Here is a 17,087-nt window from a genome sequence, read left to right on the forward strand (position 1 = left end):
CGATACCAACCCAGAAGACGGGCGAATGATGGATCGGTCGTCGGCTCGCCGGATCGCGCTTCATTCGAACTCCTCATTTGCACGAATAGTCGACGAAGCGTCCTTGCGCAAGAACGCGGTGTCTCAACGTTCGTGAACGTAAGCGAAAGCGATGGAGGAGTCATTCGTCATCGCGTTCTCCACGCCGTCCATTGCGCCAAGCAAATGCATTCGGACTTCGGCCCCGTTGACGCGAGCTCGTGTCCATAGCGACGGTATCAAGCGTTGCGCCAAAAGATGAAGCCGCGGCCAGAAGCGGATGCTGCAATCTTCCATGCCGGACAACTTGGCCAAATCTGTCGTGACAAATTGTCCATTGTCGGCGGCCCGCACCGCCTAACTCATTGATATGACGATGCGCTCAGACTGGCACGCCTGTTGCTAACCTCTCTTCGATGCACGTTTCACGGTTAGGAAAAGAAGGAGATGAAAATGAACTGGGATCGCATCGAGGGAAACTGGAAGGCCGCCAAGGGTGCACTCAAGGCGACATGGGGCAAGCTGACCGACAACGACATTGACATCATCAATGGCGACAGGGAGCGGCTGGAGGGCAAGCTGCAAGATCTCTACGGCATCGACAAGAACCAGGTTCGCAAAGAGGTCGACAAGTGGGCGCGGGAAGCAAACTGGGATTGATCTCGATTGACCGATCCCGGTGGATCGACGGCTGCCGCGAGGCAGCAGCGGCGCTGGATCTGGATTGATCGAGCCTGTTCGCAATCGAACGCTGAACGTCATCACAGTGGGTAGCAAGGCTAAGCAGCACCCGGGCCGGCGAAGTCCGGCCTCAAGACTCGCTTGAACGGTCTGAACTGAGTTTCGTCCCGCCGAAACCGCCAAGCTGAACCGGATACACGAGGAGGTACAATGTCAAAGGATCACGACAAGGCGTCGCACGGATCGCAGGACGCACGACGTCACAAGATCGATCATCAAACGCGGCACGAGTGGCTTCACAGAGACGTGGGCCTCCAGGATGCGTGGCGCGCCTCCGGCATGACGCGCGATGACTTCATCCGGCACAACGAAAGCCTGATCGACAAGGTGATCGTCGCCAACCTCGATCAGGATCGATAGAGCGGGCCGATAACGGCCCGGCGTACCCGCGGGTGATCATATTCAGGTCACCCGGCTGAAAACCCTGTTGAAGATCTGGCAATTGCGGAGTTGATTTATGTTGGACGGTAAGCCGCGCTTCAAGACGTATCATCATCCCGCCGGCGGTTGGGGGGCTGCCGCCGCGACTGCAAAGATTCTTCTCGAGCAGAGTGTGGTGACGAAGGGGTCGCGCGCGCTTCTGTCAATGAATCAGCCCGGCGGGTTCAAGTGCTCGAGCTGTGCGTTTCCCGACGCGGAATGCAAGAAGACACTCGATTTCTGCGAGAACGGCGCCAAGGCGCTGGCGTTTGAGGCAACGAAGTTTCGAGTCACGCGCGAGTTCTTTGAACGGCACACCGTGTCCGAGCTCATGGAGCGGTCGGACTACTGGCTCGAGATGCAGGGACGTTTGACGGAGCCGATGCGTTATGACTCATCATCGGATCGCTACGTGCCGTGCAGCTGGGACGACGCATTCGCCCTGATCGGCAGGCATCTGCGGGCTCTCGAAACTCCGCACCAGGCGGAGTTCTATACATCCGGCCGCACGCCCAACGAGGCGGCGTTTCTCTACTCGATATTCGTCCGGGAGTTCGGAACCAACAATTTCCCCGATTGCTCGAACATGTGCCACGAGCCGACCAGCCGGGGCCTGCCGCCCTCGATCGGTGTCGGAAAGGGCACCGTTATCCTCGACGATTTCGAGCACGCCGAAGCGATTTTCGTCATCGGGCAGAACACCGGAACGAACTCGCCGCGGATGATGAGTAATCTGGTCGAAGCGAGCAAGCGCGGCGTTCCGATCGTCGCCGTCAATCCGATGCCCGAGCGTGCGTTGGTGCGCTTCGCCGATCCGCAGGATGTCATCCAGATGGCAACCTTCGGCTCGACCAGGATTGCCAGCGAGTTCGTTCACGTCCGCATCGGAGGCGACCTTGCCTTCCTCAAAGGCGTCATGAAAGTCATGTTCGAACGGGAGGAATCCGGCGAGAAGATCGTCGACTGGGAGTTTATCCGTGAGCATACCGTCGGCCTCGATGCAGTCCGGAGCGACGCGATGGCGCAGACGTGGTCGGAGCTGGAGCGGGCTTCCGGGCTTGAGGAAGCGCAAATCCGCAGGTGCGCCGAAATCTACATTCGCTCGCGCGCGACAATCATTTGCTACGGGATGGGCATTACGCAGCATCAGGAGGGGTCGCGGCTGGTGCAGCAGCTGGTCAATCTGCTCCTGCTCAAAGGCAATTTCGGCAAGCCGGGCGCCGGAATTTCACCCATCCGCGGTCATTCCAATGTGCAGGGAGATCGCACCGTCGGGATCGATGAGCAGCCGAGCCAGGACTATCTCGATCGCGTTCGCGATGTTTTTGGCTTCGAACCTCCGCGCGAGCATGGTCATCATACCATTGAGTCGGTCGCCGCGATGCAGGCGGGGACGGCGAAGGTTTTCATCGGCCTCGGCGGCAATTTCGTCCGCGCGGTGCCCGACACCGAACGCTCGTACGCCGCTATGCAGAAGCTCGCGCTGACGGTCGCCATCACGACCAAGTTGAATCGCGGACATCTGGTTCACGGTCGCGATGCCTTGATGCTGCCCGTTATCGCGCGATCGGAGATCATCCGAACGACAGCCGGCGAGCAATTCCTGACGATCGAGGACTCGATGTCAAACGTCACCGCGTCTCGTGGCGTGTTGTCGCCGGCGAGCCCGCATCTGCTTCCGGAGGTGGAAATCGTCTGCCGGATCGCGCAAGCGACGTTGCCGAACAGCAAGGTCGACTGGAAGAGCTACAGCGAGGACTACGGCCTGATCCGCGACAAGATCGCGGAGGTTTATCCGGAGATCTACAACGACTTCTCCGAGCGCATCGAAAGTCCGAGAGGATTTCACCTCGATGTGCCGCCGCGCGAGCTGGTGTGGCCGACGCCGAACGGCAAGGCGAACTTTCTGCTTCTGCCGGGTCTGGAAGTGAACGCATCCGTTCCGGATCCCGACATGCTGCGGCTGGCCACCATTCGCTCGCACGATCAATTCAACACCACAATCTACAGCAACAACGACCGCTACCGCGGTGTCTACAATGACCGCATGGTTCTCTTCATGAACGCCGAGGATCGAGCGTCGCGAGGGCTTGAAGACGGATCGAGCATTGCGCTCGAGACGATCAGCGATGACGGCATACAGAGGCGCGTCAGCGGATTGAAGGTGCTGGATTATCCGATGCCGCGCGGATCGGTTGCGGGATATTACCCCGAGCTCAATCCGCTGCTGCCTCTCGACTCCTACGACAAGATCAGCGGGACGCCTGCCGCCAAGTCCATTCCAGTACGGGTTGTTGCCGCCTAGTCGGTCGGATGCCGGAGACGAAGTGCCGGGACGCATATCCTGAGGCAAGGAGGGGACATTGTTGGACAATCTCGATGCGGTGATTTTGGCACGTGCCCAGTTTGCGTTCACCGTCTCGTTCCATTTCATATTTCCGTCGTTCTCGATCGGGCTTGCGAGCTATCTGATGGTGCTCGAAGCGTTGTGGCTGAAGACGGGACAAGGCGTTTATGCCAACCTGTTCCGCTACTGGCTGAAGATCTTCGCCGTCGTGTTCGGTATGGGTGTCGTCTCAGGGGTGGTGCTCTCGTATCAGTTCGGCACGAATTGGTCTGTATTCTCGACGCGAGCCGGGCCGATCATCGGGCCGCTCATGGCCTATGAGGTGATGACGGCCTTCTTTCTGGAGGCCGGATTCCTCGGCGTCATGCTGTTCGGCATGAGCAAAGTCGGCAAAGGCCTCCATTTCTTCGCAACCTGCATGGTCGCGCTCGGTACGCTGATCTCGGCAACCTGGATCATTGCCGTGAACAGCTGGATGCAGACGCCGGCGGGCTTCGCGATCAATGCGAAGGATCAGTTCGTGCCCGCCGGATCCTGGATCCCGATCATCTTCACCGCGAGTTTTCCATATCGCCTCGTCCACACCGTGATCGCGGCCTATCTGACGACGGCGTTCGTGGTTGGCGGTGTGGGCGCCTGGCATTTGCTGCGGGACCGCACCAATGTCGGCGCGCGCAAGATGTTTTCGATGGCGATGTGGATGGCCGCGATCGTGACCCCGATCCAGATCCTCGCGGGTGATGCCCACGGACTCAACACGTTGGAACACCAGCCCGCCAAGGTTCTCGCCATGGAAGGGCACTACGAACCCAGTCCCGATGGCGCGTCGCTGATCCTCTTCGGCTTCCCCAGCAACGAGGCAGCGCAGGTCCGATACAAGCTCGAAGTGCCGCGCCTCGGATCGCTGATCCTCAAACACGATCCGGCCGCACCTCTGCCGGGGCTCAGCGACTTCCCCAGGGATCAATGGCCGCCGGTGCCGATCGTGTTCTGGTCGTTCCGGATCATGGTCGGCCTTGGATTTGCGATGCTCGCTGTCGGTCTCTGGAGCCTGCTCGCGCGCTTCCGGGGAATGCTCTACGACTGGGCCTGGTTGCATCGCGCCTGTGTCGCGCTCGGACCGGCCGGCTTTGTCGCCGTGATCGCCGGATGGGTGACGACGGAGGTCGGTCGGCAGCCCTTCACCGTCTACGGGCTGTTGCGAACGGCGGAATCGCATTCGCCGCTGGCGGCGCCGGCTGTAGCGGCCTCGCTTGTCGCTTTCGTGCTGGTGTACTTCGCAGCCTTCGGCGCCGGCACCTATTATCTCCTGCGCTTGATGGCAAAGCCACCCGCGCCGGGCGAGAAGGAGCCGCCCAAGGTGCCGCAGCGTGCTGCAGGCATTACGCCGGCGGGCAGTGTCGGCGTGCCTCTTACCGCGGCGGAGTGAGGCCATGTACAGCATCGACCTTACCACTTTCTGGGCTGCCATTATCGGCTTCGCGGTGATGGCCTACGTCGTCATGGACGGGTTCGACCTCGGCATCGGAATTCTGTTCCCGAGCTTCGCGGTCGGCGACGAGCGCGACCAGGCGATGAATTCGATCGCGCCGGTCTGGGATGGCAACGAGACGTGGCTGGTGATGGGCGGCGGCGGTCTGCTGGCGGCGTTTCCGCTGGCCTATGCCATTATCCTTCCGGCCACCTATCCGTTGATGATTGCCATGCTGCTCGGGCTTGTCTTCCGTGGCGTTGCCTTTGAGTTCCGCTGGCGCGATCCGGGGCATCGGCCATTGTGGGACGTTGCCTTCTGGTTGGGTTCCCTGATTGCGGCTTTCGCGCAAGGCGTGACGCTTGGCGCAATCCTGCAGGGCATTCATGTCGTCAATGATGCCTATGCCGGCGGTTGGCTCGACTGGTTAAGCCCATTCAGCATCCTGACCGGCGTCGCGGTTGTGATCGGTTATGCGCTGCTCGGCGCAACGTGGCTGATCTGGAAGACGGAGGGGACGAGCCAACGTCACGCACGCCGTGCCGCGTTCTGGCTCGGCGCCGGTACGCTGCTGGCGCTGGCGGCCGTCAGCGCAGTGACACCGTTTCTCGACTATGACTATTGGCGGCGATGGTTCGCAATGCCCGGCGTCTTGTTGACGGCCCAGGTGCCGCTGTTGGTGCTGATCTGCGCGGCAACCTTCTTCTGGAGTCTGAAGCGTGAGTTCGACCGGCTGCCGTTCCTCATGGCGCTGACCCTCTTCCTGCTGAGCTTCATCGGGCTCGGCATCAGCATTTATCCTTACGCCGTTCCGCGCGCGATTACGATCTGGGATGCCGCGGCACCGGTCGAAAGCCAATTGTTCATGCTGGTGGGCGCCTGCGTGATCATTCCGCTCATCCTCGCCTACACGGGTTGGGCCTACTGGGTGTTTCGCGGCAAGGCCGGCACCGCGGGATATCACTGATGCAGGCGCAGCTTCCGCTATGGCAACGGCTCGTGTGGATGGCCGCGATCTGGATCGCAAGCGTTGTGGCGGTCGGCTTCGTCTCGGGCGTGATCAGACTGTGGTTACGTTAGTCTCCCTCCATTCATCCTGATTTCCAAACCGTCCCGCTCGTCGCGACGCCGCGAATATGGCGGGAAAGCATCATCGGCTTCGGCACGTTCCCAAATGACACATACCGCGAATTACGATCTGACTGCGCTCTGGGCGATCTTCCTTTCGCTCTGGCAGCGAAGCATCCTGGACCTGACTGTCGGGCACTTCATCGTTTCGATCGTCATTCTCGCGATCGCGGTGCTGATCCGGCGCTTCTTCAGCCGCACTGTCATCTCTCGTATCCACGCTTGGTCTTCGGGCGGGGAAGGAGACCTCAACCGAACGATCGTTGATGCCCTTGCTCCGCACCTCCAGTCCATTCCAATCGTCCTGGCCATCCTTATTATCGGCGAGTTCATTCTCACCAATCAGAGGCTCAAGGACGGGCTCCTCCAGGTCGATCAATCGTTGATCGCGTTCACGATCTTCTGGGCATTGTTTGAGGTGATCGGGCCGCTATGCGCGGTTCTGGATGGCCGAACGCCGATCTTCAGCAAGGCTATGATCGGCTGGACGGTCCGGGTCGGACGCGCCATCATCGTTGCGCTCGGCGCGACCGCTATCCTGGAGGTTTGGGGCATTCACGTCGGACCGGTGCTGGCGAGCTTCGGGCTCGTCGGTGTCGCGGTGGCGCTGGGCGCCCAGAATCTCTTCAAGAACCTGATCTCCGGAATCTTCATCATCGGGGAGCAGCGCTTCAGAAACGGTGACTGGATCCTCACCGAGGGAATTGTCGAAGGCACGGTCGAAACCATTGGTCTGCGAACGACAAAAGTCCGTCGGTTCGATCAAGCGCCTGTATTTGTCCCGAACTCATATCTGGCGGACAATGCCGTCACCAACTTCTCGCAGATGACGTTCCGCCGCATTTCCTGGATCATCGGGCTCGACTACAGCACGACCACCAGTCAACTCCGCGACATCCGCAACGCGATCGAGGCGTACATCCTCGGTAGTTCGGATTTCGTTCACCCGCCCGAAGCCGTCGCGTTCGTGCGTGTCGACAAGTTCAATGACTCGTCGATTGCTCTCATGGTCTACTGCTTTACCCGCACCACGGTTTGGGGGGATTGGTTGAGGATCAAGGAGGAACTGGCGTATGCCATCAAGGCGATCGTGAAGAAGGCCGGATCCGATTTCGCCTTCCCGAGCCAGTCGCTCTACGTGGAAAGCATTCCAACAGGGATCGAGCTGTTTCCTCACAATACCGCGCCGAGCAATGATCCGACGAACGGGACGCAGGTCGCGAGCAAGATCGTTCCGAAGGGGGCGTGACATGAATCCCAGCATGATGACGCTCGCGCCGGCGAGTTGGCCTTTCCGCGCTTTGGTCATTTTGTCCCGGCGATTCCGGACAAAATGACCTTTCGGCGACATCGATTGTCATAACTGATTGAAATCACGGCGTTTGCCGTCTGGCACGTCGATTGCGTTGTCGTCGGTTGCAAGAATGTCATCGTCCGCATCGCAGGGCCGACCCGCGTGCAGCGAGCCACCAACAACTCAATCTCTGGGCAATTCATCATGACGCAGACAACTGGAATGTCGGAACCGAGGCGAGCGTTCACGGGATTGATGACCGAAGCGCGAGGGAAGTGGGGCTGGTTCGTCGCCCTGGGCATCCTCTTCGTTGTGCTGGGCTTCGGAGCTCTCAGCAATCTGCTATTGGCGACCATCGCAACGATCTTCTACATTGGCGTCTTGATGATCGTCGCGGCCGCTTTCCAGATCGTCCATGCGTTCAGGGTCAAGAACTGGCGCGGGTTCTTTCTTTGGGGTCTGGGCGGTTTTTTCTATGCCGCGGCCGGTACGACAATCGTTCTTGATCCGGCAGTCGCTTCGCTGGTTCTGACTCTGATATTGGCCGTTTTCACGATCGCGTCCGGCCTCATGCGCCTGCTGCTTAGCTTGAGAGCAAGGGGAGATCGTGGCTGGGGCTGGCTGTTTGCGTCCGGATTGCTCACCGCGATCGCCGGATTGGCGTTTCTCCTGGGGTGGCCACTCAACAGTCTCTGGCTGCTTGGCCTGTTGTTGTCGGTCGACCTGGTTTTCCAGGGCTGCGCGCTGATTGGCCTGGGCCTCCAGCTTCGCGACACGCGGTAGATGGCCGGCTCGGGCGCGCGAAGAGCGGCGCTCTTCCGACTGCCCCTCAAACGACATATCAACGGCGAGATAAGAGAGCTGCCATGACCGACAACGGCCCGCCCAAGAATCCCTATCACAACAGACAGATTCACCCACGCCACCCTCAGCAAGGGACTCATCAGGCGGGAGAAGATGCAGAGAAGGTGACGCCCGAGGATTCCGCAAGGGAAGCCGCGTCGGGGTCGCCAGATGCTGCGAGCGTCGCGCCGGGCGCAGCAGAAGACGCGCATGATGCGATTGCGCGGCTCGTGGCGGAGAATGTCGATCTCAAGGACCGCCTGCTTCGGGCGCTCGCGGATGCCGAGAATATACGCCGGCGCGCCGAGCGCGAGTTGAACGACATGCGGCAATACGCCGTAACCAGGTTCGCTGGCGATATGCTCAACGTCGCGGACAATCTGGAACGTGCGATGTCCAGCCTTCCGGCGGAGCTGCGCCGCAATGCCGGCCCCTTCACGACGTTTGTCGAAGGCGTGGAGCTGACTGAAAAGGAGCTGTTGCGATCATTGGAAGCGCACGGCGTCAAGAAGCTTGATCCGACCGGCAGCCGGTTTGATCCTCACTTTCACGAGGCCATGTTCCAGGTGCAAGATCCGTCAGTGCCAAGCGGCACGGTCACGACCGTCGTGCAGCCTGGTTACGCGATCGGATCACGTTCGTTGAGGCCAGCGAAAGTTGGCGTGGCGAGTTGAAATGCCTGCTCGCGTCCAGGACGCTCCGATGGTTTTTCGCGGCGCCGGCTTGGATCGACTACCTGTGCTTGGGAAACGTCACGGTCACCACGCCGTCGTCGAAGTACGCGTTTATCCTATGAGCATCGACCGAACGAGGTAATCGCATCGAGCTCAAGACTCTGATTGTCCGCTCGGCACCGCGGCCATCGTTGACCTGCCGCTCGGCGATAATGGTGAGGACGCCATGCTCAACGGACACATCAATGTCGTTTGCCGTTAGACCATGCAGCTCTGCAACGATTTGCAGCTCGTCATCTGTCTCGTTCACGTCAACATTGAGCATCGTGAACCGTCCCGGTCGAACAGGCGACGGTACAGACCGTCGACCGGATCGAACCGCAGCAATACGCGTGCCATCCGGGTGGCACGTCGTATCAACGGCTTAAGCTGTCGGTTAGTTCGTCCGCGGACACTTTGTCAAATTCGATTGGACAAGTTGTCTGACGCAGCTCCGGGGCGAGCGCCATCTGTAGTTCTGGACGTCTCCGAAAATGACGCTAGCATTGATATTGCAGGCTGGGGGAGGCGTCGAGTGTCGAGCAAGATCGAACAGACCGCGTCCGAGATCGCTGACATCCGACTTCTTGTGCAGCGATTGCGTCGCGTCGAGGCGTGGCGACGGAAGCGCTTCGAACGTGCTATACAGGAGCTCGATAGAGAGAAAACGGTTCTTGATCGATCGAAAGTGATCAGGATTGCGCAGCTGTACACCGCGGTTTCAGTTCGTCGTAAAGCTATCGAAGCAGGGGTCGTGAAGCCTTAATGTGGTTGCGATCGGCGGATGATGGCTTTGGGTTTCCACGCGTTGACCGGTCAATCGAGCCCGCCACGATCAGATCTTGGAGATCAGATTGGAGCTGAGGCGCGAATTCTCCCTACGCAACAACTGTGCGAGGACATGCCATGAGTGCCGGCAAGTTACCTTCCAACACGTCATCTTCCAATCCCGCTGCTGGCGATCTGTGGCCGGCTCTGTCCTGGGAGGCTTTCGAGCAGACCCGGTATCTTCTCCACGTGGTGTTGCAGGTGGTTGGCAAGCTCAAGCTGGCCGGGCCTTTCCAGGCGCAATGGGCCGAGGTTCCGCTGTGGCTCGGCGCGAGAGGCCTGACCACTGGCCCGATCCCTTACGCCGGCGGCGTCTACGAGGTCCGCGCCGACTTTATCTCGCACGAGCTGAAATGGTTCACGAGTTCGGGCGGATCGGGACAATTGCCGCTCGGTTCGACGTCGGTCGCAACGCTGGTCGACACGTTCCTCGCCCGGCTTCGCCATGCGGGGATCGATGCGTCCATCACGCTGATACCGCAGGAAGTGTCCAACCCGATCCCGTTCGACCACGATAAGCAACCGCGCCCATACGACCGCGACATGGTGAACGCCTGGTGGCACATTCTCCTCAGCACGCAGCGCGTCATGCAGGTCTTTCAGGGGCGGTTCACGGGCAAGACGCAGCCCATCGGCCTGATGTGGGGGACGTTCGACATTCGCGTGCCGTTCTATAACGGCAAGCCCGCTTCACCGGCACCGAACGCTGATTTTGTCCGACGCAATGCGATGAATGCGGAGTTGATGGAGATGGGATGGTGGTCGGGTGATCCCTCCTATCCGAGGTCCGCATTCTACTCCTTCACCTATCCGCAGCCGCAAGGCATCGAACACGCGAAGGTCGGTCCAAGCGCCGCGCGATGGGACGCCGGCCTGGGCGAGTTTCTCCTCGACTACGACGACCTGCGCCAGTCCCGCAATCCTGACGGTGACCTGCTTGCCTTCCTGGAATCGACCTACAATGCTGGTGCGACCGCGGCGGGCTGGGATTCCACCCTGCTGGGCAGCGGGCGTCCGAAGTAAATCTCCGATGCTGCACGTTCGACGGCAGGTGTATTCTCCATGGATGTGCGCACGGGCTTCCTTACGAGATGCTTCCGTGCACGTCGCAAACGATCAGGGCGGAGTCCGGGCGAGCTAGCGCGACGAGCGTGAGTCCCGCCTGCTCTGCGCGTTCGACCGCAAGGCTCGTAGGCGCTGAAATGGTGACGAGCATAGGACAGCCCGCGCGAGCGGCTTTCTCAACAAGTTCATAGCTGCATCTGGCAGAGAGCAGCAGGAAGCCGCCGGATGCCGGGACGTCGGATAGCGCCAGCGCGCCAATCAGTTTGTCCAGTGCATTATGCCGACCGACGTCCTCCCGAACGCAGAGGATCGACCCGTCGGGGCGGCAGAATGCCGCCGCATGTGTCCCGCCGGTGGACCGACCGAGCAGTTGGTGGTGCTGCAGGGCGTCTAGCGCGCGAGCGATGGCTTCCCGGTTCGTGGCGATGCGCTTACGTATCGGCGGCAGCGGACGCAGCACCTGCTGGATATTTTCGAGTCCGCATAGCCCGCAGCTGCTCTCCGAAACGCGCCTGCGAGCGCGCTCCAATGCGATTGCGGCGCCTTCACCAGGCAAGGTGAGCCGGATGATCCAACCGCCTTCCGTCTCGTGGACGACGATGTCACTGAGGTCCTTTACATGCCTGATGAGGCCTTCGCTCAACGCGAACCCAACCGCATAGTCGCGGAGATCCGACGGCGTTGCCATCATCACGGCGTAGCCTATACCGCAGACTTCGATAGCAACGGGAGTCTCAACTGGAACAACACGAATGAGATCGCCGTCATTGCGATCGGTGAACGCAAGGCGTCGTACCGAGACATTCAACGTTTGATTGGTCATTGTCATTATCCCGCGATCCCGCGCCAGCCGACGATCTGATGTCGTCGCCCGTTAGTCAACGTTTCGGCTGAGGCATCATGCGAGCCTGAGCCGATAGACAGTTTGTCCGACGCGCTCCGGACAAAATGTCCGACGCGTCGCGATCTCGCGGCGTAAGTCGTTGAAATCACGCAGATCGCGATGTGGCACACGTGTTGCTCAACGGTAATGCGCAGGGACGCAAACCGCACATAGTCGATCAACGAAAAAGTCAGAGGAGCGCGACGTGGCAAAAGTGATCGGAATCGACCTCGGGACGACCAATTCATGCGTCGCGGTCATGGATGGCAAGAACACGCGCATCATCGAGAACGCCGAGGGCGCGCGCACGACACCTTCCGTGGTAGCGTTCACGTCCGATGGCGAGCGTCTCGTCGGGCAGCCAGCCCGGCGGCAGGCGGTGACCAACCCCACCAATACCATCTTCGCGGTGAAGCGCCTGATCGGCCGCCGCTACGACGATCCGACGGTCGAGAAGGACAAGACACTTGTTCCTTACAAGATCATCAAGGCGTCCAACGGCGACGCCTGGGTCGAGGCTGAGGGCAAGCCGTATTCGCCTTCGCAGATCTCGGCCTTCATCCTGCAGAAGATGAAGGAGACGGCCGAGGCCAATCTCGGCGAGAAGATCACGCAGGCCGTCATCACCGTTCCCGCCTATTTCAACGACGCGCAGCGCCAGGCCACCAAGGACGCCGGCAAGATCGCCGGCCTCGAGGTTTTGCGCATTATCAACGAACCGACCGCGGCGGCGCTTGCCTACGGTCTCGACAAGAAGAAGCAGGCCAAGATCGCCGTCTACGATCTCGGCGGCGGCACCTTTGACATCTCCGTTCTCGATATCGGCGATGGGGTGTTTGAGGTGAAGGCGACCAACGGCGACACCTTCCTGGGCGGCGAAGACTTCGACATGCGGTTGGTCAACTACCTCGCCGACGAGTTCCAGAAGCAGCAAGGTATTGATCTGCGCAAGGACAAGCTCGCGCTTCAGCGCCTGAAGGAAGCGGCCGAGAAGGCCAAGATCGAGCTCTCCACCGCCGCCCAGACCGAGGTTAACCTGCCGTTCATCACGGCGGACGCCTCCGGCCCAAAGCATCTCCAGGTCAAGATTACGCGCGCGAAATTCGAGTCCCTGGTCGAGGACCTCGTTCAGCGGACGATCGAGCCGTGCCTTAATGCCCTCAAGGACGCCGGGCTCACGGCCAAGGACATTGACGAAGTCGTGCTGGTCGGCGGCCAGACCCGCATGCCGAAGATCCAGGAGGTCGTGCAGAAGATCTTCGGCAAGGAGCCGCACAAGGGAGTCAATCCTGACGAGGTCGTCGCGGTCGGTGCGGCAATCCAGGCCGGCGTTCTGCAGGGCGACGTCAAGGATGTGCTGCTGCTCGACGTGACGCCGCTGTCGCTCGGCCTCGAGACGCTGGGCGGCGTGTTCACCCGGCTGATCGAGCGCAACACGACGGTTCCGGCGAAGAAGAGCCAGGTCTTCTCCACCGCCGAGGACAACCAGAGCGCGGTGACGATCCGCGTCTTCCAGGGCGAGCGCGAGATGGCTTCCGACAACAAGTTCCTCGGCCAGTTCGACCTCGTCGGCATCGCTCCGGCGCCGCGCGGCGTGCCGCAAATCGAAGTGACGTTCGACATCGATGCCAACGGCATCGTCAACGTCTCGGCCAAGGATAAGGGCACCGGCAAGGAACAGAATATCCAGATCCAGGCATCGGGCGGTCTGTCCGAGAGCGACATCGAAAAGATGGTCAAGGACGCCGAGGCGCATGCTGCGGAGGACAAGAAGCGAAAGGAAGCGGTCGAGGCGAAGAACGCCGCCGAAGCACTGCTGCATGCAACGGAGAAGACCGTTAGCGAGCATGGCTCGAAGCTCGGGGCGTCGGACCGCAGCGCGATCGAAAGCGCGATGTCCGACTTGCGCGAAGCGTTGAAGGGTGACGATGCCGCGACGATCAATGCCAAGGTGAGCGCCTTGCAGCAGCACACAATGAAGCTTGCGGAAGCCATGCAGAGTGCCGCGCAGGCGGCTCCCGGTGCTGCGCCGGGTTCGGGCGGAGACAATGTCGTCGACGCCGAATTCACCGAAATCGACGACGACAAGAAGAATTCGAAATAACGCGCTTCTGTAAGCGCGGGCGCGAGCCCGCGGCGACCAATCGCGCTTTACACCGCTGTCGGGACGAAACGCCAGCCCTCAGGTGCTGGAATGCAATCCCGGTTGCATCTTTTTACTCAAACTTCAGCAGACGTCTTGAAGGCATTCCGCCTTCATCTTGTAGGAGCTTTCTTATGCGACGACGTTCGACGGTCCTCACTGCCTTTGCCGGAGCAATGCTGGCCGCCCTGGTATCAACCGCGCAAGCCCAGCAGCCCGTTCAAAAGGTGCAAGTCGGCGTGCTTGAGTGCAAGGGCGGCCCGAGCATCGGCTTTATCGTAGGCGCGGTCACCAATCTGGCGTGTGTCTTGCGCATCAACGGACTGCCCGAAGATTACTATGTCGCGACGATTCAGAAGGTCGGTCTCGACATCGGCATTACCGAGAGCACTGCCCTTGCCTGGTCGGTGTTCGCGCCCATTGCCCAGCCCGGCCGCGGCGATATCGCCGGGACTTATGTCGGCGTCGATGCAATGGCCGCGGCAGTCGTCGGCGTGGGCGGCAATGTGCTGCTGGGTGGTTCGAACAACAGCATCGCGCTGCAGCCCCTCAGCGTGCAAGCGGAAACCGGCCTGATCGTTGCAGCAGGATTGGAGAGCATGACACTGCAGCCGGGTCGCTAGCGGCGCCCCGAACCTGACACCGTTCGCCAGCGCGAACGGTGTCGTGCATCACGCGAATAACAACGCTTTCTCGCCAAGGTTCTCAAATGTTGAAGCGACTGTTGACGACGACATCTCCTGTAGTTTTCGCTGTCTTGCTGCTTGGAAGCGCGTGCGTCATGCCGACGGCTGCGTTGTCCCAGGAAGCAGCTTGCTCTCAAGTCACGGCTGTTGAAACGCCACCGCCGCCGTTGCCTCGTTACGAACAGCCCCCCGTGCCTGCGCCGGGTTATCTCTGGTCTCCGGGATACTGGTCGTGGGATGAGGATGCCGGTGACTACTATTGGGTGCCGGGAACCTGGGTGCAGCCGCCGCGGCAGGGCCTGTTGTGGACCCCGGGCTACTGGGGCTGGCTGGCGGGAGCCTACATTTTCCACCCGGGCTATTGGGGTGAGCGCGTCGGCTTTTACGGCGGCGTCAACTATGGCTTCGGCTATTCGGGCATTGGCTACGAAGGCGGCCGCTGGGATCGTGGCCAATTCTTTTACAACAGCACCGTCAACAATATACGGAACGTGACGATCAGAAACGTCTATCAGAAAACCGTCGTCGTCAATGAGACGGTGAACAACGTCAGCTACAATGGCGGACGAGGCGGCGTCGAGGCTCGTCCGACAGCTGCGGACAGAACCATCGCCAAGGAACAACATTTCGCACCCACGCCGCTGCAACGTAAGCACGTCGAGGTCGCGAGCCACGACACTCGTCTGTTCAACAGGGCAAACGGCGGCGCACCGCCCGTGGTGGCTACGCCACGTCCAGCAGTCCTGAACGGGCGAGACATTGTTCGGCCACGCGCGCCCGCCGAGGTCATGCCGTCCAATACGGACAAGCCTCGACCCGAAGATCTGAAGGGCGCGCGTCCCGAGGATCCCGCGCGGCAGCGTCTCGAAGACTCTCGACGTCCGGCGGAGGCGCCCGCGCCGGCGCGCAAGTCGCCAGCGGATGAAGCCGGAAAAGTTGCGCCTCGCGAATCCGAGCGTGAACGAGCGCCGCTGCTTGAGGCAGCCCCGAGACCTCTTCTCCCGGAAGAGCGAAGGCGCGAGGACATCCGAGTGCCGGAGGCAAGGCCAGAGTCGGCGCCCAGGCCGGAGCCTCGCCGCGAACCCAGCCCCGAACCTATGGCTCGTCCAGCCGCGAGGCCGGAAATCGAGGCCAGACCTGCTGCGCCAGCCGTGAGGCCGGAGCCGCAGCGGGAGGAGATGGGTGCTTCTCCGCGCCGTGGGCCCTCGGGAGAGGAGCGTTCCGGCGAAAGACCCGAGGAGCGGCGGCCCGAGCAACGCTGAGCGTGATGCGGGCGGTTCTTGTCAGGCAAGCGGCGACTGGAACATCGTGAAGAAAAAGCGTGCAGAGGTTGGAAGGCGATGACAGTGAGTCTCGGAGGCAATGGACAACTCGACGACGGCAAGCCGCGGTTGACGGAAGACGACATCGTGCGGGCGCAGCTCGGTCCGCGCGGTGTTCCCGGAGCTCCGGATCCCGCACGGATGACGCCTCAGCAACTGAAGAACTACCCCAGATACGTGGATCCCGGTCATGTTGAATAATCGGGATCCGGCGCTCGGCTGTTCCTCGCCACGGGCAAACCCGATCGCCGCCATCGTCAAGTCGGGAGCGGTAAGTGGCTAAGAATCCGTACGATGTGCTGGGCGTGTCCTCCTCAGCTTCGGCCGCCGAAATACAAAAGGCCTATCGCAAGCTTGCGAAGAAGCTGCATCCTGACCTCAACCCCGGCGACAAGGCTGCGGAGGAGAAGTTCAAGGAAGCGGCCGGCGCCTATGACTTGCTTGGCGATGCCGACAAGCGCAAGCGCTTCGATAATGGTGAGATCGACGCGACCGGAGCTGAACGGCCGCAGCATCACTTCTATCGCGACTACGCCGATGCCGGAGACCCGCATGCTTACACCAGCGGGGCCGGCTTTGCCGACTTCATGGATTCGGAGGGTGCGTTCGCCGATCTGCTGAGGCGTGGACAGCGCGCACGCGCAAATCGACGCGGTGAAGATCTGCACTATCGCCTGCCTATCGAGTTCGTCGAATCGATCAGCGGTGCAACCAAGCGAATCACATTGCCCGACGGCGGGACGCTGGAAGTGAAAATCCCCCCGGGCCTCGTCGACGGGCAGGTCCTGCGCCTGAAGGGCAAGGGAGCTCCAGGCGCCGGCAAAGGCGGACCAGGCGATGCCCTCATCGAAGTCGAGGTCATGCCGGATCGGCGCTTCACGCGTGACGGCGACAACATTCTGCTCGAATTGCCGATCTCGTTGACCGAGGCGGTTCTGGGCGGTCAAATCCGGGTGCCGACACCGACCGGCGATGTTACCATGGCAGTGCCGAAGGGATCGAATACAGGCACGACACTGCGCCTCAGAGGCAAGGGCGCCCCGCGCCGAGGCGGGAGTGCCGGCGACGAGCTGGTGAAGTTGATGATCGTCCTGCCGAAGTCGACGGATCCGGAATTGGAAGCGTTCGTCGAGAACTGGGCCAAGGGGAAAGAATTCGATCCGCGCGAAGGCACCTTGTAATGAC

General features: G+C 60.9%; 18 protein-coding genes and 1 pseudogene. 16 read left to right on the forward strand and 3 right to left on the reverse strand.

Annotation, left to right across the window (positions count from 1 at the left end; genetic code table 11):
* Positions 1-123: 123 nt before the first annotated feature.
* Positions 124-372, reverse strand: a complete 249-nt coding sequence (locus FNJ47_RS06945) for a hypothetical protein (RefSeq protein WP_163151964.1) — start codon at positions 370-372, stop codon at positions 124-126.
* A gap of 99 nt (positions 373-471) precedes the next feature.
* Here FNJ47_RS06945 and FNJ47_RS06950 point away from each other — a divergent pair, with 99 nt between their 5' ends.
* From FNJ47_RS06950 to grpE, 9 genes are all read left to right on the forward strand, one after another.
* The gene (locus tag FNJ47_RS06950; RefSeq protein ID WP_163151966.1) at positions 472-678 is read left to right on the forward strand and encodes a CsbD family protein; all 207 of its coding nucleotides are present in this window, start codon (positions 472-474) and stop codon (positions 676-678) included.
* A 231-nt stretch (positions 679-909) separates the two neighbouring features.
* Positions 910-1,119 carry a hypothetical protein gene (locus tag FNJ47_RS06955; protein ID WP_163151968.1) on the forward strand — a complete coding sequence of 70 codons (210 nt, stop codon included), beginning with the start codon at positions 910-912 and terminating at the stop codon, positions 1,117-1,119.
* Between the two features lie 97 nt (positions 1,120-1,216).
* Positions 1,217-3,484, forward strand: a complete 2,268-nt coding sequence (locus tag FNJ47_RS06960) for an FdhF/YdeP family oxidoreductase (protein WP_163151970.1) — start codon at positions 1,217-1,219, stop codon at positions 3,482-3,484.
* 58 nt (positions 3,485-3,542) lie between these two features.
* Positions 3,543-4,955, forward strand: coding sequence for a cytochrome ubiquinol oxidase subunit I (locus tag FNJ47_RS06965; RefSeq protein WP_163151972.1), 1,413 nt, complete (start codon positions 3,543-3,545; stop codon positions 4,953-4,955).
* A 4-nt stretch (positions 4,956-4,959) separates the two neighbouring features.
* Entirely contained in the window at positions 4,960-5,964 is a 1,005-nt protein-coding gene (gene cydB, locus FNJ47_RS06970; protein ID WP_163151974.1) for a cytochrome d ubiquinol oxidase subunit II, read from the forward strand.
* Positions 5,964-6,077 (forward strand): DUF2474 family protein, encoded by a 114-nt coding sequence (locus FNJ47_RS06975; RefSeq protein ID WP_163151976.1) that lies wholly within the window; start codon positions 5,964-5,966, stop codon positions 6,075-6,077. The genes cydB and FNJ47_RS06975 overlap by 1 nt, the downstream gene beginning before the upstream one ends.
* 220 nt (positions 6,078-6,297) lie before the next feature.
* Positions 6,298-7,374 (forward strand): mechanosensitive ion channel domain-containing protein, encoded by a 1,077-nt coding sequence (locus FNJ47_RS06980; protein ID WP_206685294.1) that lies wholly within the window; start codon positions 6,298-6,300, stop codon positions 7,372-7,374.
* Positions 7,375-7,623: 249 nt separating this feature from the next.
* Positions 7,624-8,202 carry an HdeD family acid-resistance protein gene (locus FNJ47_RS06985; RefSeq protein WP_235999562.1) on the forward strand — a complete coding sequence of 193 codons (579 nt, stop codon included), beginning with the start codon at positions 7,624-7,626 and terminating at the stop codon, positions 8,200-8,202.
* Positions 8,203-8,285: 83 nt separating this feature from the next.
* Positions 8,286-8,936, forward strand: a complete 651-nt coding sequence (grpE, locus tag FNJ47_RS06990) for a nucleotide exchange factor GrpE (RefSeq protein ID WP_163151980.1) — start codon at positions 8,286-8,288, stop codon at positions 8,934-8,936.
* A 58-nt stretch (positions 8,937-8,994) separates the two neighbouring features.
* Here grpE and FNJ47_RS06995 read toward each other — a convergent pair whose 3' ends face one another.
* Positions 8,995-9,261, reverse strand: a complete 267-nt coding sequence (locus FNJ47_RS06995) for an Hsp20/alpha crystallin family protein (RefSeq protein WP_163151982.1) — start codon at positions 9,259-9,261, stop codon at positions 8,995-8,997.
* A gap of 249 nt (positions 9,262-9,510) precedes the next feature.
* Between FNJ47_RS06995 and FNJ47_RS07000 the strand changes: the two genes are divergently transcribed.
* Both FNJ47_RS07000 and FNJ47_RS07005 read left to right on the forward strand, forming a co-directional pair.
* Complete coding sequence (locus FNJ47_RS07000) at positions 9,511-9,741, forward strand: hypothetical protein (protein ID WP_163151984.1); 231 nt, start codon at positions 9,511-9,513, stop codon at positions 9,739-9,741.
* Between the two features lie 140 nt (positions 9,742-9,881).
* The gene (locus tag FNJ47_RS07005; protein WP_163151986.1) at positions 9,882-10,826 is read left to right on the forward strand and encodes a DUF5996 family protein; all 945 of its coding nucleotides are present in this window, start codon (positions 9,882-9,884) and stop codon (positions 10,824-10,826) included.
* 61 nt (positions 10,827-10,887) lie between these two features.
* Here FNJ47_RS07005 and fdhD read toward each other — a convergent pair whose 3' ends face one another.
* The gene (gene fdhD / locus FNJ47_RS07010; protein ID WP_163151988.1) at positions 10,888-11,691 is read right to left on the reverse strand and encodes a formate dehydrogenase accessory sulfurtransferase FdhD; all 804 of its coding nucleotides are present in this window, start codon (positions 11,689-11,691) and stop codon (positions 10,888-10,890) included.
* Between the two features lie 262 nt (positions 11,692-11,953).
* On the opposite strand from fdhD, the pseudogene dnaK reads away from it, so the two are divergent.
* From dnaK to FNJ47_RS07030, 5 genes and pseudogenes are all read left to right on the forward strand, one after another.
* Positions 11,954-13,855 (forward strand): annotated as a pseudogene (gene dnaK / locus FNJ47_RS07015) (molecular chaperone DnaK); the annotation flags it as partial.
* Positions 13,856-14,028: 173 nt separating this feature from the next.
* The gene (locus tag FNJ47_RS07020) at positions 14,029-14,517 is read left to right on the forward strand and encodes a DUF992 domain-containing protein (RefSeq protein ID WP_163151992.1); all 489 of its coding nucleotides are present in this window, start codon (positions 14,029-14,031) and stop codon (positions 14,515-14,517) included.
* A 158-nt stretch (positions 14,518-14,675) separates the two neighbouring features.
* Entirely contained in the window at positions 14,676-15,842 is a 1,167-nt protein-coding gene (locus FNJ47_RS07025; protein ID WP_163151994.1) for a YXWGXW repeat-containing protein, read from the forward strand.
* A 78-nt stretch (positions 15,843-15,920) separates the two neighbouring features.
* On the forward strand, positions 15,921-16,103 hold the full coding sequence (locus tag FNJ47_RS51070; protein ID WP_165445574.1) for a hypothetical protein: 183 nt from the start codon (positions 15,921-15,923) through the stop codon (positions 16,101-16,103).
* 74 nt (positions 16,104-16,177) lie between these two features.
* Positions 16,178-17,083 (forward strand): DnaJ C-terminal domain-containing protein, encoded by a 906-nt coding sequence (locus tag FNJ47_RS07030; RefSeq protein ID WP_163151996.1) that lies wholly within the window; start codon positions 16,178-16,180, stop codon positions 17,081-17,083.
* The last annotated feature ends 4 nt before the right edge of the window (positions 17,084-17,087 follow it).

The sequence above is a fragment of the Bradyrhizobium uaiense genome (assembly GCF_010811875.1).
In the GTDB taxonomy this organism is placed as follows: domain Bacteria; phylum Pseudomonadota; class Alphaproteobacteria; order Rhizobiales; family Xanthobacteraceae; genus Bradyrhizobium; species Bradyrhizobium uaiense.

Bases quoted from the DNA above. Each gene is read 5' to 3' on its own strand.
- FNJ47_RS06950 (WP_163151966.1), top strand. From the start codon at position 472: ATGAACTGGGATCGCATCGAGGGAAACTGGAAGGCCGCCAAGGGTGCA.
- FNJ47_RS06955 (WP_163151968.1), top strand. From the start codon at position 910: ATGTCAAAGGATCACGACAAGGCGTCGCACGGATCGCAGGACGCACGA.
- FNJ47_RS06960 (WP_163151970.1), top strand. From the start codon at position 1,217: ATGTTGGACGGTAAGCCGCGCTTCAAGACGTATCATCATCCCGCCGGC.
- cydB (WP_163151974.1), top strand. From the start codon at position 4,960: ATGTACAGCATCGACCTTACCACTTTCTGGGCTGCCATTATCGGCTTC.
- FNJ47_RS06975 (WP_163151976.1), top strand. From the start codon at position 5,964: ATGCAGGCGCAGCTTCCGCTATGGCAACGGCTCGTGTGGATGGCCGCG.
- FNJ47_RS06985 (WP_235999562.1), top strand. From the start codon at position 7,624: ATGACGCAGACAACTGGAATGTCGGAACCGAGGCGAGCGTTCACGGGA.
- grpE (WP_163151980.1), top strand. From the start codon at position 8,286: ATGACCGACAACGGCCCGCCCAAGAATCCCTATCACAACAGACAGATT.
- FNJ47_RS06995 (WP_163151982.1), bottom strand. From the start codon at position 9,261: ATGCTCAATGTTGACGTGAACGAGACAGATGACGAGCTGCAAATCGTT.
- FNJ47_RS07005 (WP_163151986.1), top strand. From the start codon at position 9,882: ATGAGTGCCGGCAAGTTACCTTCCAACACGTCATCTTCCAATCCCGCT.
- fdhD (WP_163151988.1), bottom strand. From the start codon at position 11,691: ATGACCAATCAAACGTTGAATGTCTCGGTACGACGCCTTGCGTTCACC.
- FNJ47_RS07020 (WP_163151992.1), top strand. From the start codon at position 14,029: ATGCGACGACGTTCGACGGTCCTCACTGCCTTTGCCGGAGCAATGCTG.
- FNJ47_RS07025 (WP_163151994.1), top strand. From the start codon at position 14,676: ATGCCGACGGCTGCGTTGTCCCAGGAAGCAGCTTGCTCTCAAGTCACG.
- FNJ47_RS51070 (WP_165445574.1), top strand. From the start codon at position 15,921: ATGACAGTGAGTCTCGGAGGCAATGGACAACTCGACGACGGCAAGCCG.